The sequence below is a fragment of the Richelia sinica FACHB-800 genome (assembly GCF_014698825.1).
In the GTDB taxonomy this organism is placed as follows: domain Bacteria; phylum Cyanobacteriota; class Cyanobacteriia; order Cyanobacteriales; family Nostocaceae; genus FACHB-800.
In genome coordinates this window covers 21,697-38,372 of the sequence record NZ_JACJTT010000037.1, presented here as the reverse complement: position 1 = coordinate 38,372, position 16,676 = coordinate 21,697, and the positions used below count along the sequence as shown (strand labels likewise).

The 16,676-nt window shown below is 44.1% G+C and carries 7 protein-coding genes and 1 CRISPR repeat array; of the genes, 4 read left to right on the top strand and 3 right to left on the bottom strand.

Annotated features, from left to right (window positions below):
• The first annotated feature begins 67 nt into the window (after window positions 1–67).
• From cas3g to csb2, 4 genes are read left to right on the top strand one after another with little or no spacing between them, the layout of a single operon-like run.
• Window positions 68–2,443: a type I-G CRISPR-associated helicase/endonuclease Cas3g gene (gene cas3g, locus H6G73_RS19890; RefSeq protein ID WP_190607618.1), complete on the top strand. Its 2,376-nt coding sequence runs from the start codon at window positions 68–70 to the stop codon at window positions 2,441–2,443.
• The gene (gene cas8g1 / locus H6G73_RS19885) at window positions 2,436–4,589 is read left to right on the top strand and encodes a type I-G CRISPR-associated protein Cas8g1/Csx17 (RefSeq protein WP_190607616.1); all 2,154 of its coding nucleotides are present in this window, start codon (window positions 2,436–2,438) and stop codon (window positions 4,587–4,589) included. Before cas3g ends, cas8g1 begins: the two co-directional genes overlap by 8 nt.
• A 3-nt stretch (window positions 4,590–4,592) precedes the next feature.
• On the top strand, window positions 4,593–5,555 hold the full coding sequence (cas7g, locus tag H6G73_RS19880) for a type I-G CRISPR-associated RAMP protein Csb1/Cas7g (protein ID WP_190607614.1): 963 nt from the start codon (window positions 4,593–4,595) through the stop codon (window positions 5,553–5,555).
• The gene (gene csb2, locus H6G73_RS19875; RefSeq protein WP_190607613.1) at window positions 5,552–7,237 is read left to right on the top strand and encodes a type I-G CRISPR-associated protein Csb2; all 1,686 of its coding nucleotides are present in this window, start codon (window positions 5,552–5,554) and stop codon (window positions 7,235–7,237) included. Before cas7g ends, csb2 begins: the two co-directional genes overlap by 4 nt.
• 250 nt (window positions 7,238–7,487) lie before the next feature.
• Window positions 7,488–11,820: direct repeats of the CRISPR family, unit length 37 nt; unit sequence GCGATTCTGCCCGTAAAAGGTGCAGCCCCTTTGAAGC.
• Window positions 11,821–12,990: 1,170 nt separating this feature from the next.
• On the opposite strand, the gene H6G73_RS19870 is transcribed toward csb2, so the two are convergent.
• The 3 genes from H6G73_RS19870 to H6G73_RS19860 all read right to left on the bottom strand — a co-directional run bounded on the left by H6G73_RS19870 (window position 12,991) and on the right by H6G73_RS19860 (window position 16,621).
• Complete coding sequence (locus tag H6G73_RS19870; RefSeq protein ID WP_199317785.1) at window positions 12,991–14,622, bottom strand: hypothetical protein; 1,632 nt, start codon at window positions 14,620–14,622, stop codon at window positions 12,991–12,993.
• Between the two features lie 49 nt (window positions 14,623–14,671).
• Window positions 14,672–15,865 (bottom strand): O-antigen ligase family protein, encoded by a 1,194-nt coding sequence (locus H6G73_RS19865; protein ID WP_313948682.1) that lies wholly within the window; start codon window positions 15,863–15,865, stop codon window positions 14,672–14,674.
• 126 nt (window positions 15,866–15,991) lie between these two features.
• The gene (locus H6G73_RS19860; protein WP_190607609.1) at window positions 15,992–16,621 is read right to left on the bottom strand and encodes a hypothetical protein; all 630 of its coding nucleotides are present in this window, start codon (window positions 16,619–16,621) and stop codon (window positions 15,992–15,994) included.
• Window positions 16,622–16,676: the final 55 nt, after the last annotated feature.

The following is a 16,676-nucleotide window of genomic DNA, read 5'->3' as shown; positions in this document are numbered from 1 at the left end:
AAATAAAAGCATTCTGTGCATAGATACAAAGTGTCAAGATGCATAAATTAAATTTAATAATGCTGTTATGGCTAATTTTGCTGACTGGTTTCTAAGGATTACTGATAAACCACCGTTCCCCTATCAGGAGCATCTTGCTACAAAATCAGAGTTACCTCTCCTGTTAGATGTGATTACAGGTGCAGGTAAAACAGCAGCAGTTGTTTTGGCTTGGCTTTGGCGGAGAAGATTTCATCCAGACCAAACAATTCGGCAAAAAACTCCAAGACGACTGGTTTACTGTTTACCCATGCGAACCTTAGTTGAGCAAACCTATGCAGAGGTGGAAAGGTGGCGACAAAAGACTCTCTTAAATGATGAAGTGGAGCTTCATTTGCTTATGGGAGGAGCCGTCAGTCAGCGTTGGGACATCTATCCAGAAAAGGACTGCATTTTGATTGGCACTCAAGACCAGCTACTTAGTCGCGCTCTTAACCGTGGCTATGGTATGAGCCGTTACCGCTGGCCCGTTCATTTTGCACTATTGAACAATGATTGTCTTTGGGTAATGGATGAAGTACAGCTAATGGGAGCAGGGTTAAGAACGTCAGCACAACTTCAGGGGTTTAGAGAAGAGTTTAAGACTTACGGAACAGCTAAGTCATTGTGGATGAGTGCAACTCTGAACTCAGAAATCCTACAAACGGTGAACTATCAGCCCGACTTCAGTCAAGTCCAGAAGTTAAGTGAGGAAGATAAAATCCATCCAGTTCTACAACAGAGGATAGAGGCTAAAAAACAGCTAATAAAAGCCAAAACAATGCTAGCTAGTAATGAAAAAGACTATGCCAAAGCATTTGCTCTGGAAGTAGTTCAAGCCCATACCCCCGGTACATTGACATTAGTAATTTGTAACCGAGTCAGTCGTGCCCAGGCAGTTTATCAGGAGTTAGAGAAACAGAAGCTAGTAGAAGCTCCGCTATTGTTAATCCATTCACGCTTTCGAGGGCAGGAACGTGAGGAACTGAATAAAAAATTGTATGGGTTCCGTTCCGGTATCCTCGTTGCTACTCAAGCTGTTGAAGCTGGTGTAGATATCTCCGCTCAAATTTTGTTTACAGAATTAGCTCCTTGGTCATCCTTAGTTCAACGGATGGGTAGGTGTAACCGTTATGGAGAGTGTTCTGATCATGCCACAGTGTACTGGGTTGATATTGATTTAAATAAGAAAGAATCTGCCAGTCCATACGAAAAAGAGGAATTGGCAGAAGCGCGAGAGTTACTGATTTCTTTAGAAGATGTTGGGCCCAAATCTCTAACAACCATTAGAGTCAAATCACCAGAAGTTGATGGTTTAATTCCTCGCAAGCATGATCTGTTACAACTGTTCGATACTTCAACAGACCTAGCTGGTCATGACATTGATATCTCTTCATTCATTCGGGAAACCAATGAGACGGATGTTGTGATCGCATGGCGTAATTGGGAGGGCAATCGGCCAGAACCTGAAAGTGGTGCTTTATTACAAAAAGAACTCTGTCGTGTCAGCATCTATCAAGCGAGGAAATTGCTGGAGAATCTCAAAAAACAGCAACGTTTCGCTTGGGTTTGGGATGGGCTACAAGGAAAATGGGTAAGAGCTACAAGCCTGTATCCAGGAATGTCCTTACTACTACATTGCTCGGATGGTGGCTATTCTGTAACTCTGGGTTTTACTGGAGACACCAAGGATCTGCCAGAGCCAGTGAAAGCAGAGGTAATTGAAGCTGATCTGGATGGTGGAGATTCACTTACCGATTTGCTTGGGGCATATATTACCTTGGCAGATCATTCACAAGATGTTGCGAATGAAGTCAGAAGACTTTGCGAAAATCTTTCAGAGTATGATCTAACCACAGATTTACTAGCAAGGGCAGGACAGTGGCATGATTTGGGCAAAGCCCATGAAGTTTTTCAGGAAATGCTAACTCGTAATCGTCCTGATTTAACTGGTAATGAATATTGGGCAAAATCTGACCACAAGTGTCAAATGAAACGAGAACGTCAAGGGTTCCGCCATGAGTTAGTAAGTGCTTTGGTGGCATTACAACAGGGAGAGTCGTTTCTGTTAACTTATTTAGTTGCAGCACACCACGGCAAGATTCGCTTGAGTATCCAAGCACGTCCCCAAGAGTTCAAGCCACCAGAACCAAACAGAAAGTATGCGCTGGGAGTGTGGGATGGTGATGATTTCCCTGCGATTAATTTGGGTAATGGTGTAGATATAGAAGCGCAAAAATTGTCTCTAGCTTGTATGGAAATGGGAGAGCATGAATCTGAGGCATCTTGGACAGGACAAGCGATCACTCTTTTAGAAGAACATGGGCCTTTTCAACTGGCATTCCTAGAAACCATTATTCGTGTTGCTGACTGGTGTGCTTCTGCTAGATATGCTCCTGACATTTTTAGGAGAACTGATGCCTGAAATTATTCCTTTGCCAGGTTGCACGGCAGAACCCTTATCCAACTACCTGAAAGCCTTGGGTGTATTACGATTGGTCGTTGAACAAAAGAAAGACCCCGTAGCTAAAGGTTGCTGGCGCAATAATGCGTTTGCATTAATTACCAACTTGTCCAAAGATGAGCTAGTAGAGTTCTTTTTGCAGGATTATCAACCTAGCCCATTAGTTGCTCCTTGGAACGGTAGCACTGGTTTTTATCCAAAGGATAATAAGAAAACAATAGAAGCTATCCTCTACTCGCAAACCGAGCGATTGGCAGACTACCGAGAAACTGTTCATAACGCCCAAAAGCAGGTAGATAATCTCAAGCTTACTGTCCAACCCAAGGACAAAGATGAGAAAAGGAAGTTGCTAACCAAACTGCGGAATAACCTGCCAGACCGAGCCGTCAAATGGCTAGATAGTTGTACGCTGATTAGTTCTGAAGAATTAAAATTTCCCCCTTTAACTGGTACAGGAGGAAACGACGGTAACTTTGAGTTTAGTCGCACTTTCATGCAGCAGTTACAGGAGCTATTCGACTTTCAATCAGGGACACCAAAGGAGAACGCAGACTTACTGCTGCAAGCTGCCCTCTTTGATGTCACAGTTCCTGGACTATCTTTTGCTGGAAAAATTGGACAGTTCAACCCTATCGCCGCAGGGGGAGCCAACGCAGCACCAGGCTATGATGCGGACTCTAGAGTTAACCCCTGGGATTATGTACTGATGCTTGAAGGTATCATGCTGTTTACTAGCGGTGCAACTCGTCGCTACGAGCAGTCAGAAGCAGCAGACTTTGCCTATCCTTTCACAGTTCGTCCTTCCAATATAGGGTATGGCAGTGCTGCTGATGGCGATGAAGCCAGAGCAGAACTGTGGACACCCCTCTGGTCAGCACCAACAGGTTTAAAGGAATTGGAACTGTTATTTAATGAGGGACGGGTAAAAGTAGGAGGGCGGACAGCACGCGATGGTCTAGACTTTGCCAGAGCAATTTCCAGTCAGGGAGAACAACGGGGAATTAATGAGTTTATTCGCTATAGCTTCCAAGTTCGCAATGGTCTTTCATACTTTGCCATTCCTTTGGGACGTTTCCAACCAATTGTCAATCCCCAGGTTGATCGATTAGTGGAGTTAGATGGATGGTTATCTCATTTCAAACGCGCTGTGAGTGATGAGAAAGCCCCAGCTTCGGTGAAACGGGTACACCGCAGGTTAGAAACAGCAATTTTTGAATTGAGCTTAGGCAGAAAGCCCCTACTTGATGTACTAATTGCCTTGGGAGAAGCAGAAGCAACTTTGGATCGTTCTCTAAAATTCACCAAAGACAAATTTTTGCAACCTATACCAACACTTGATTCCCAATGGATTGAAGATTGCAATGATTCATCAACGGAATTTCGCTTGGCATTGGCTTTAGCAGGTAGAGAATTGCGCCAAAGATTAGTGCGGGTCAGGAAAAATAAACACGGTAGAAATGAATGGCTGGAAAATGACGATAGTATTACCACCTGGCAAGTAGGAACTTTAGAGAATAACTTAATCGCTCTGCTGAGGCGAATCACTATTGAATCTGAGCAACAATCAAAACAGCAGGAACAAAACCTGAATACTGAGTCAGGAACAGAATGGACTTTTCCTCAAGCCCAACTAGATGACATTGTGCGCTGGATTCAAGGTGATGTTGATGATGCGCGAATTGAAGAAATTGCTCGTGGACTTTCTTTAGTCAACCTCCCTAAACAACGTCCACATTCCAGTCTTCCCACTTTACCAATTCCCATTGCCTATGCTCTTGTAGCTGTTGTCCATCATCGGACTCTGAAACGAGATGCCCTACAAATCGTTTTCGATCTCAATACCCTGGCTCAAGACCTCACCTTACCTCCAGTACCTGCACTGCTTGGAAAATTGGCAGTTGGAGATTGTTATACAGCTACTGGATTAGCTGCCCGTCGATTGTATGCCAGCGGTCTTAATCCAGCTATTAGGGAAGGAATGTTTGAACCCGGCGATCGCACTCGACGTATTGCCGCAGCCCTAGCATTCCCAATTTCTGATGTCAGTATTGCTCGTTTACTCAAGCAAATTAAAAGATTTGACCCCAACACTAATTCAAAGGAGTAATCAATGAATTTTGAATTGCTAAAAGACGAATCGCGGCTTTTAATTGAAGCTGAACTTGTACCAATGCAAGGAACTCGGTTTCAGCCCACAGGATTCCCTGATTTGGGAGCAGCAACTTACCAACTGCCTGGTGATAAAACTTCAATGTTGCTACTGGAATCCGCCCAAAGCGTAGCAAATCGTTTAGAAAGCACAATTTGGGAAGAAGTAGCCCAAGATGTCGTTCAGCCATTGCGGGGTATACCCTATGTTGTAGTCAAGCAAGAAGACAAGGTGCTAACCAATTCTTTACTAGAAGCCCATCGTCTCAACTCGTTCTACATTTTGGAAGGCAAAGACAGAAGCTTCTTTGATCGATTAAACAAAGAACTTGATGCACCAAAAGAAAGCCCCGTGGACTTTCACAAGCTGGCTACAGTGTTGGCAAAGTATGATATTAACTCGCTACTTCATGGCATTTTTATTGCCAAAAAAGAAATTGCTGCCGGACGGTTTAAATTAGCCCGTGCGCTCTCAGGCTTTATTGAAGCCAGGAATGTGGGCATAGTTAGTTCTGGTGGTGTGAAGAATGACCGGGTAAACCCATCAGCTGATGCGAAAAAAGGTGGTGGTAATATTCCTTACCATCGGGAAGAATACACTGCGGAAGAAATTAAAGCTTATTTCAGTCTAGACCTAGCGCAAATCCGTGGTTATCGTTTAAGTCCAGAAGTTGAGGATTTGCTGATTGCGATCGCTCTCTACAAAATTCAAAGTTTTTTAGAGCGAGGATTACGTCTACGGACTGCCTGTGACTTGGATTATCTCAGTATAACTGTCAAGCGTCCAGTAGAATTTGCACTGCCAGACCTGACAACTCTCACCAAAGCACTACCAGACCTAGTGGCAGCAGCAAAACCTGCCTTCGCTAACCCACCAGTGACTACGGTTAAGTACGAAGCTGAAGAGGCTGGAAAGAAAAAATGAGTGTTGTAATTTCCATTCAATTTCTCACCGGACGTTATCACGCTACCCCTTGGGATCATCAAGTTAATGAAGGGGTGGTGGAGTGGCCTCCTTCTCCTTGGCGCATTCTGCGTGCTTTAGTCTCAGCTTACTATCGCTTACCACAACCTCCCACCAGAACTGAGTTGTGTCAATTATTAACCTGTTTAGCGAATTGTCTACCTAGTTACGTAGTACCAGAACGTACCATAGCCCATTCTAGGCACTATATGCCTATATGGAAGGAAGGAAAAGCCACTACAACTAAAGTATTTGACACTTTTATAGTCTTACCAGGAGGAACGCTCTCCCCTGATGCAGTGGTAAAAGTAGTTTGGACAGATGTGCAATTAAATCAGTCCCAACTAAATTTACTCAAACAACTATGTCGCCAAGTGAGTTATCTGGGACGTTCTGAATCCTGGGTAGAGATGCAGGTAATTGATGATTTAGTTCTTCTTGGTAACTCTGCCGCCGAATGCAATGCTGTTCCTGCCAAATGGGAAGACAAACCAGAGATACAACAGGAGCAAGTTAAGGTATTAGTAGCACTGACAGATCAGGAACTGGAAGGATTTAAAGCAGCGATCGCTGTTTTGCCCAAACCCAAAAAAGGTAAAGGTAAATGGAAAGCACCTGCGGATATTTTAGAAGCCCTGGAGTTAGACATTGGCAACTTGCATCGAGAAGGTTGGAATGGTATTCCCGGTAGTCGCTGGGAGGCATATATCATTAAATCTCAGCCAAAATCCCTCCATCCAAAATTCAATTACTCCAGCAGTATTAATTCACAACTACCTACTTTTGCTCGATTTGCTCTAGCTTCCAATGTTTTACCAAATCTCACAGAAGCAGTATCCTTGGGCGAAAGGTTTCGTCAAGCATTGATAGCATGGAGTAAAGACGAATTACAAAGACCAGCAAGCGTCTTTTCTGGCAGAAAGCCTGATACTAGTATTCAGCCTGCGGACAGAGAGGAGTTATATTTAAAGGGACAACAACACGCTTGGTATCTGCCAGAAGTAAATCGACAGGGGAAGATTGACCATGTAGTAGTTTATGCAGCAAAAGGGTTTGACTTCCAGCAAGCAGTACCTGCCCTGAAAAACCTGCCAAAAGTATGGGGAGATGAAGGATTTGAACTCCAGACAGTTTTAATCTCCTTGGGACGAGTTGAGGATTATGCTACAGATACCAGGCAGCAAGAAGGGAAATACCGTGTTATTGGTAACAGCAGAAAATGGCGCAGTTTAACTCCAATGGTGCTGCCTCGCTACCCCAAATGTTATAGTAATGGTCAGAAAAAATTTATTCCTAACACTGAATTTCAGATTGATGGGCCAGAGGATCAGGCGTTGAAATTACTCACTTGTCTTAAGTATTTGTCCATTCCTGATAATTGTATAAAAGAGGCAGAATCTGAATGGCTATGCTTAAAAAGCTCAGATAATACACCATTAGTTAAGGTTAAATGTTGCGATAGTGGTATTACCCAGTACCGTTGGCAAGCATTTCAGCGTCGTCGTCATCATGGTAATGGGCGTAAATCATTAGATCATGGCTATTGGTTGGAAGTAGAATTTGCACATACAAAACAAGGGCCTATTGCTCTTGGGTATGCAGCACATTTCGGACTGGGAGTATTTGTTCCTATAGAGGAGTAAATTGCGCGGATGGGTAGGTGTAATTCTGCTTTATTGCGTCTACGGCTGGAAATCATTGCTGTGTAAGGATTATAGACAAACACCCTCAAAACAGATCCGCGCAAATCCTAAAACACTTACTAATAAAAGATTTGAGCCTTTTGAAGTCAAGTAGATATTGGATATATGTGGGGTAAAATTCATTAAATATATATCATCCGCGCAACTGAACCTTGAAAACTTTATATAGTAAGCTTTTAGAAAGTCCGCAGCGATTCTGCCCGTAAAAGGTGCAGCCCCTTTGAAGCAGCCCCTTACGGCAATTAGGAATTTTGTAATCAACAGCGATTCTGCCCGTAAAAGGTGCAGCCCCTTTGAAGCACTGAAATTCCTCAAAACTGGCACTGGGGGCAGCCATTACCGCGATTCTGCCCGTAAAAGGTGCAGCCCCTTTGAAGCTTATCCCCGCCAAGGTGACAGTCACAAAACAAGGTGGCGATTCTGCCCGTAAAAGGTGCAGCCCCTTTGAAGCAAACAGGTAAAGTTCTGTGTCGCTGGGGTTGGGTACGGTGAGGCGATTCTGCCCGTAAAAGGTGCAGCCCCTTTGAAGCTTAGCCTGACCAGCTATCGGATTTTTGCATGGTTGCGATTCTGCCCGTAAAAGGTGCAGCCCCTTTGAAGCAAAAGGGAGCACTACCAATCCTAAATCCTTCACCGAAGCGATTCTGCCCGTAAAAGGTGCAGCCCCTTTGAAGCCCATTAAAGTCGGGTAACTTGTTTAAAGCAGACGTGTGCGATTCTGCCCGTAAAAGGTGCAGCCCCTTTGAAGCTAAAAACCCTTGTAGACAAAGGTTTTAAGCCGTAGTAGCGATTCTGCCCGTAAAAGGTGCAGCCCCTTTGAAGCTCTGTAAATGTTCCATTGCTGCTTTATTAACCCATGGCGATTCTGCCCGTAAAAGGTGCAGCCCCTTTGAAGCTTTCGTGTACAGCTATCAGTTCCTCAACGCTGTTAACGCGATTCTGCCCGTAAAAGGTGCAGCCCCTTTGAAGCCAAGAAAATCCGATTGAAGATGTGGTTACAGAAGCCGCGATTCTGCCCGTAAAAGGTGCAGCCCCTTTGAAGCAGTTGTGCAGCATAGTTACCTTGAAGTTTATGGAGATGGGCGATTCTGCCCGTAAAAGGTGCAGCCCCTTTGAAGCAACTGAAAACCCGCTACTGTTGTTAGGAAAGAGAGCGATTCTGCCCGTAAAAGGTGCAGCCCCTTTGAAGCTTCGTAAGTCGCCAAAACCGCTTTTTAACTCGCCAACAAGCGATTCTGCCCGTAAAAGGTGCAGCCCCTTTGAAGCAGGCTGGCAGAAGCTAGTCATCGATTAGTAATGCGATTCTGCCCGTAAAAGGTGCAGCCCCTTTGAAGCGCGAGAAACCCTCACATGCTTCCTTACTGCTGCGCGATTCTGCCCGTAAAAGGTGCAGCCCCTTTGAAGCTAACATCTGGCGGATTGGTGCTATTGTCAATCGGCGATTCTGCCCGTAAAAGGTGCAGCCCCTTTGAAGCTAGGTTAGGTTTATTTTGCAATGCCTCTCTGTAGGCGATTCTGCCCGTAAAAGGTGCAGCCCCTTTGAAGCTTCTACAGTTAGGGCAAAGTCTTCTAACTTATCAAGCGATTCTGCCCGTAAAAGGTGCAGCCCCTTTGAAGCTAATACTATCCCGTAGTATCTGTTGAGTAGCCTGTAGGGCGATTCTGCCCGTAAAAGGTGCAGCCCCTTTGAAGCTATGTCTATCCCCGCAAACTTAGCCAATAGTGAAAAGCGATTCTGCCCGTAAAAGGTGCAGCCCCTTTGAAGCGGCATACGACTAATTAATTAACAAATAAAAAGATGCGATTCTGCCCGTAAAAGGTGCAGCCCCTTTGAAGCAAATATCTCCGAATCTGCCTTGTAGCCCTCCAATTGCGATTCTGCCCGTAAAAGGTGCAGCCCCTTTGAAGCCATTGTTTGCGGTCTCTTGGTAGCTCCAATTCGTGCGATTCTGCCCGTAAAAGGTGCAGCCCCTTTGAAGCACAGTCTGTCAACGAGGCGATCGCCTTTCGCTGCGGGGCGATTCTGCCCGTAAAAGGTGCAGCCCCTTTGAAGCGCGGAAAATTGCAACCCTTGGAGAGGGAAGCCCTGGCGATTCTGCCCGTAAAAGGTGCAGCCCCTTTGAAGCGAGCGATCGCCGCACCTCCTGAGTTATGCTCAACGCGATTCTGCCCGTAAAAGGTGCAGCCCCTTTGAAGCCTGACCGATTTAGGTGCGTTACCTTCCCGGAGTTTTGGCGATTCTGCCCGTAAAAGGTGCAGCCCCTTTGAAGCCGTAACTCAAGCAATCCCACAATTGCAACCAATCCAGTGCGATTCTGCCCGTAAAAGGTGCAGCCCCTTTGAAGCATCATGTGTCACGGATAATAACTACTAGAGTCCAAGGCGATTCTGCCCGTAAAAGGTGCAGCCCCTTTGAAGCGGTGGTGGTAGCAAGATAGGTATAGCTGCTAACGCGCGATTCTGCCCGTAAAAGGTGCAGCCCCTTTGAAGCATAGCGTTGCTGTAGCCGCAGTTGACGGCAAGACTCAGGCGATTCTGCCCGTAAAAGGTGCAGCCCCTTTGAAGCTTATATCCTTGCTATCACCCTCCTTCCACCCTGCTAGCGATTCTGCCCGTAAAAGGTGCAGCCCCTTTGAAGCTTCTTGGTGGATGGAAGAGGCTTGGTAAAAACCGCGATTCTGCCCGTAAAAGGTGCAGCCCCTTTGAAGCTGGTGTAACTTGCGGTAATCATTGCTTCGGGAAGAGCGATTCTGCCCGTAAAAGGTGCAGCCCCTTTGAAGCCATCTGCACCCCTAGCTCTATCCTGGTTGTCCCAAGCGATTCTGCCCGTAAAAGGTGCAGCCCCTTTGAAGCATTAGCCCCAAGTCCTCTGATTTATAGCTTATCTTGCGATTCTGCCCGTAAAAGGTGCAGCCCCTTTGAAGCGTTGACACCGGGCTAGCATCCCAAAATAATCCAGGGCGATTCTGCCCGTAAAAGGTGCAGCCCCTTTGAAGCGGCACTGAGAATAAAACGGCTGTTCGCGGTCAAATGCGATTCTGCCCGTAAAAGGTGCAGCCCCTTTGAAGCCGCTGTGTGCGAACGTATTGCAGATATTCACCTTTGCGATTCTGCCCGTAAAAGGTGCAGCCCCTTTGAAGCCGCATCCCTCTAGGCGATTCCAATTTAAGGGCAGGCGATTCTGCCCGTAAAAGGTGCAGCCCCTTTGAAGCAACCACAAAATACCCGCCAAATCCCGTTACTGTTGCGATTCTGCCCGTAAAAGGTGCAGCCCCTTTGAAGCAACACTGGCGACTAAGTGATCGCTCGTGTGCAGATGAGCGATTCTGCCCGTAAAAGGTGCAGCCCCTTTGAAGCATTGTTAATGGTTTTTGATTAGCTTGTCTATCCTGGCGATTCTGCCCGTAAAAGGTGCAGCCCCTTTGAAGCAGCCATTGCAGGAATAGAAAGCCCACCAACCATTAAGCGATTCTGCCCGTAAAAGGTGCAGCCCCTTTGAAGCGCCTCTAATCCTTCGTGAGTTGCTGCATGGGTGTGCGATTCTGCCCGTAAAAGGTGCAGCCCCTTTGAAGCAGCATCTACCCACCAAGTACAAGGTTCTTCCCTGTCGCGATTCTGCCCGTAAAAGGTGCAGCCCCTTTGAAGCTATCGTATGGCTTGCGTAATAAATGCAAAGGCACATCACCAGCGATTCTGCCCGTAAAAGGTGCAGCCCCTTTGAAGCCGCGTTAGTGGCAAGTGGGTGAGAGTTTGGAAAGAGAAAAAGCGATTCTGCCCGTAAAAGGTGCAGCCCCTTTGAAGCAACTAAGTATTTGATGCCAGCAAACAATATTTGAGCGATTCTGCCCGTAAAAGGTGCAGCCCCTTTGAAGCCTCTCGCTACTGGTAGCCTTGCTGCTAATAGCGGAGCGATTCTGCCCGTAAAAGGTGCAGCCCCTTTGAAGCTGTGTGTCGGCGGGTGGGGGAGGTTAACTGCGGTCATGCGATTCTGCCCGTAAAAGGTGCAGCCCCTTTGAAGCACCCATGACGAGATGGAAGAATATCTTTACGGCGGCGATTCTGCCCGTAAAAGGTGCAGCCCCTTTGAAGCCAAAGAGCGGGTTTAATTCTGTATTTTCTAATAAGCGATTCTGCCCGTAAAAGGTGCAGCCCCTTTGAAGCGTTCCCTCTAGCCTGTAGTTGGGGTTGGACTTGGGTTGCGATTCTGCCCGTAAAAGGTGCAGCCCCTTTGAAGCCCTCTACTAATCCCTCGTAATACGCCAACCTTCCGCGATTCTGCCCGTAAAAGGTGCAGCCCCTTTGAAGCACTGGTTCAATTAACATCAACTCTCGCGACAAAATGCGATTCTGCCCGTAAAAGGTGCAGCCCCTTTGAAGCAATTTTATTCCATTTGATTGTAGCCATAGCGGTTTTGCGATTCTGCCCGTAAAAGGTGCAGCCCCTTTGAAGTCCAAACTACTAACGCAGATTTAGAAGATCCAGGATGCGATTCTGCCCGTAAAAGGTGCAGCCCCTTTGAAGCAGCAGGAGTGAATATTTCTAGGGCAGGTCTAATGATTATCTGTAGCGAACTGCAAACATAAATCCCCAAAACCGCAAACAAGGGAATTTTGAAACCACATTATCTGCAAATAAAAATAGACTCAAAACCACATTATTTGCAAATAAGACCGAATGAAACTGCAAACAACGACTTTGAAACCACATTAGCTGCAAATAGTCTGAAATCCTTATCATGTATGGATTTGCGCTTAATGACCACTTTGGGAATGAAAGTGTCCAATTTTAAAGATGATGACCAAAACCTAACACGACACTTAATAATCTTTACCAAGCAAGGAAAGCAGGTTGGCGATACTTGCTGTTTAAAACCTAATTCATAATTTTATTGGACGGATATCGTTCAGATTAAACCACATTATTCGGGTATAAGTGTTTGACTAATTGGTTCTTTTTTTCTGGACACTTCTGGACGACAATTTCTCCAAAGGCTGACTACATCAGGGTTACAGCTTATTTGCAAATAATGTGGTTTCAAAATCCTTGTTTGCGGTTTTGTGACTTGCTGTGACTTGCACTATAAAATGAGCCAAATTGTGAACCATAAAATGAACCATAAGTAACGCCAAATTAAGCTTTATAGCCACAAAAGATATCAAACTTCGCATCAAATAATGAGCTAGAGTTAATTTTTTGCACCATAATATGAGCCTAAGTTTAAAAAACACTTGTGGGCAAAAATTGAAATAAACAACACTCAAAAAGCAGCACAATTATCAACTTTCATTTCAAGATATGGTTCACAACGGTCTAATTATGATTCAGAACCATTGTTTTTATAAAAATTGAGTCTACCTATGATAATTCTGGTGGGCGATCGCTATCCTCTGGGTTCATTAGATAAAAATAATAATCAAATTAGGGGGTGGTGTGGGATAGTAGCTCATAAGGCACTTCTTACCCCCTACGCGATTATCATTATCATAATAAACTCAATACCACATACTGAAGCATAAAATGAATACCTACTTTGTGAAGCAAATCTTGAGCTAAAAGCTCGTTTTATGATTCAAGTCACAGGTTTCGTTGCCTCTTATTTGCAAATAATGTGGTTTCAAAAATGCCTTGTTTGCGGTTTTGACCATTTATGTTTGCAGTTCGCTACAGTTAAGCCATAATATTATTTTCTAGTTCATTTTGGTATCGCGTAACTTGATGCCAAACCATTAATAATAGTCTCCAACTTCCCTGATTTATAAGCCTGATAAATTGGCGCTTTGTTGTCACTGCGATAAACATCATAATGAGTTCGCCAATCGTGGTAACGTCCATCTCTCCACACTTTAGGTAACTCTTGCCCCTGGTGATGTACTTTCACCTTTTTCTTAGAGGAAATGTATTCAGCAGTGGGTAGCTTGCCGCCGTAGGCATCGCTATTACTAACTTTTAACTTGGAATTTAATAAAACTGACCTTTTAAACTGTTCATAATTCCCATAAGTTTCAGTTTCACCTACTTCAAGTGCAAAACCACTAACCCCTTTACCTGTAGCACTGGCAGTTAAAATCTGGTCATTTGGGTATCTATCTAAATTACTGTTGACTGCACCAAATTCTAAATTGATGGGTGCAATTGCTAACCAAGTTTTCTCCAGTTTGATAAACAGTTTTCCTCTAAGAATTTCTATAGTTGCAGACTTAGGCACGAAAAACTGAAATGGTGCAGGTTGATCATTTAACCAAATAACCAAATTCTGATACTGCCCCACAGCATTATTACCAGCAGAGGAAGTTGATATTTTGTTATCCGTACCCGATGCTGCAATAAAATAATCAACCCCCCGGCGCGAGTTGTACGCCATCAGCTTAAATCCATTCCAATCACCGCCGCTACCCTGTGCCAAAGTACCAAGCTGGAAGCTGTGACCAAAATACAGAGTTTCGTGAAACTGTGGCCGTTCATCTTTTCCTGGCTTCCAGTTTTCATACTGTGGTTTTGAGTTCAGCAATTCTAGAGGTTTGGTGAATTGTTTTCTCGCTAGTGCTACAGCCGCCATTGGTGGCCTGTAACTACTGGTGATGAGATGAATTAAATCAGAATCCTTGGTGGTGTCCTTGACTGGTGAATCTCCAAAATACAAACCCAGCGCACGGGATGCACCGGAACACCATACACAGTTACCACTACTATAGTCACGTTTGGAGGGGCCACCAAACCCACCGCGCCAATACTTTAATGCTCCAGTGACAGTAAACCAATCTAAGGCAGATTTAGCAGTTGCCTTCGCTTCCTCATCTTTGGCAAAGTCATACAGATTTAGATATGTGCTGATGCCATGACCGAGATAGCTTTCACTATCCCACTCTCCCTGACCAATCATGTAGAGCGATCGCACCCTATCTTGAATCCTCTGTTTGTAGATTTGCCGTGTACGCTCGTTTCCAGTCTCTTCTGCCATCAAGTAAGCTGATGTTTCACGCATAGCTCGGAGGTTATCTGTATTTCTGCAATCAATCCAAGTGTCACAGTCATCTGTTGACCTTGCCCAGAATTTGCGTTTTGTAGGAAAGCGTTTAGTTAGTGGGTCTTGCGCGGTAAATATCCTCATTGCTTCCTTCATCCTGGTTTTGTAACTAGGGCTGAGGAACTGTCCAAAACCAAAATACTTCCTGATTTGACCTTTTAAGGTAAATCCTGAGTAAAAATCAAATCCTAAAATGTGACTATTCTTAGAGGAATCTGCATCATCAGATTGGAGGAAAGCGATAGCTGCGCTAACCTGCGGTAACGCTCTCTCCTTGTTTCCTCTAAGAAAATCAATCATCGCCTTGGGATATGAATTTTTCTCATATTCATAGGCGGTAGAACCATATTCACCGGGCTTGAACTTTTCTAAATATTCTCTTGACCTTTGCTGGAACTCTGCTTCTAGCTGTTGATTCCACGCTGCTGCTGGTTGTTGAGTCAGCAGTAAAGATAAAATTATTAGTATTTTTTTCATAATTAAATAGGCTTAAAACCCACCATGCAATATGCGTAAACTGTCCTGATTCAAACCAGGTAAGGGTATAAATTAAATATACAATTGCAACAGCTAGCAATGGTGATTTATTTGTAAAAAAGCAGTATCCAAAAATTAATAAATATAGAATACATCCAGAAATACCAATAGATATAGCCCAGTCCAATGCTAAATTGTGTGACTTTGTGTAAGGAGTGAAAATAATCTCTTTCTTTATATTCCTCATTTGGGGATGAGCAATGGTGAATCCATCCATGCCATATCCAAAGGGATTTTCACTGATGGCATCCTTTGACATCTTCCATATCCACACTCTATCCGATGTTAGTTTATTTAATATAGGTATGCCCTCTATATTTCTAGTGGTAGAAATACTCATTATTAGTATTAAGGCTGCGATCGCACTTATCCCAACTACTCTTTTATCTCCTACTAGAAAAGCTATGGCAGCGAACAAAGCTAGTATTGCTGCCCTAGTTTGAGTCAATAATAGTGCAGTAATTATGATTGGTAAAAATAGTAAATATCTACTAGTAAGTATCTTGTTTTTCCAACTTCCTAATAACCCAGCAGCAGCAGCAGCTAAAACAAATGCTGCATGACCTCTGTGAGAGTAAAGACCTATAGGTTGATAGCCTTTACGAATACCACTATATAAAATATGTCCATTGTAAAAATGCCCATTTGTAATTGTGTAATCAATTGTCCAGTGAAAAATTTGGGGAAATATTGATATTGCCAAAATTACACTGCCCCAGATAAAGCCTTTAATCTGCTGTTTTAGTAGTTCTGGTTTGATTGATAATACAAGTGAATTAGTTAAGGTGAAAACTACTATTAATAACCAATAAACTAAGCCTGACCTGTGGAGAGGATGGCCAACAAGCGATCGCACCAATCCAGCAGGAGACAGAATTGAGGCAACTAAACAATCCTCTAAGAAAATCACAAAAGCGATCGCTACTACCCACCAAGAGGTTGATAATTTTACTTGCTTATGTTCACAAATTATCTGGAGATTGTAGGCACACAGTGTAATCAACACTGCTATCTTAGGCTGAGTCCAAATATCTCCTAAACTCCTTCCAAGAGGATTTATTATCAAAATGCTTAAAGCATAAAGTACATACATAAAAAAATATGGGGCTTGGTAGCCCCAACTGAAACTATACTAACTACCCCAAGCAGTAGGCTGATATTTAATTCCACCCCTACATACCGGTGGATCTGTAGGCGAGGGAAGAGAGGAGAGAGAGTAAGAATTGTTCCCTATCGTGAAGGCTGAAGGAATACTAAATGAACTACTGTTCTTCAGTGTTCCGAATCCACAGGCGTTTAACCTTACTGTTTTATTAGTATTTTTAGGGATATTTATCAAAACTGCGGACGCTGGAACCTGACCCACGATTATTACATCTCCAGACGGAGATCTAAAGTTTTGCGTTCTCGCTTCCACGAAGCTTCCATTGGTGCATGATGGCAGAAGCTGAATTGGCAAGGAGGAAAGAGTCACATTTGAACTATTAACTTGAATAGAGGGCGTACTACCTAAAGAGGAAGAACTGAGCTTGATTTCCCCACAACTGCCAGCGATTTTGCTGCTAATCTTATCCACGAATCCCAATTGAACTTCGGCGCTGCCGCTGGGAGTGCCGTTAACATAAACTACCGTATCTCCATTTATAGAGACTTTGTAAACACTTTGCCCTTGGTAGGGGATTTGTGCCAAGGATGGAAATGGAAATGTAGACAGTAAAGCTACTGCTACTCCTACTGCACCTATTAATTTGGATGTAGCCATAATAATCCTAGAAATATCCTTATCGCTCTTATATAATGTCTTATATTTATTATTT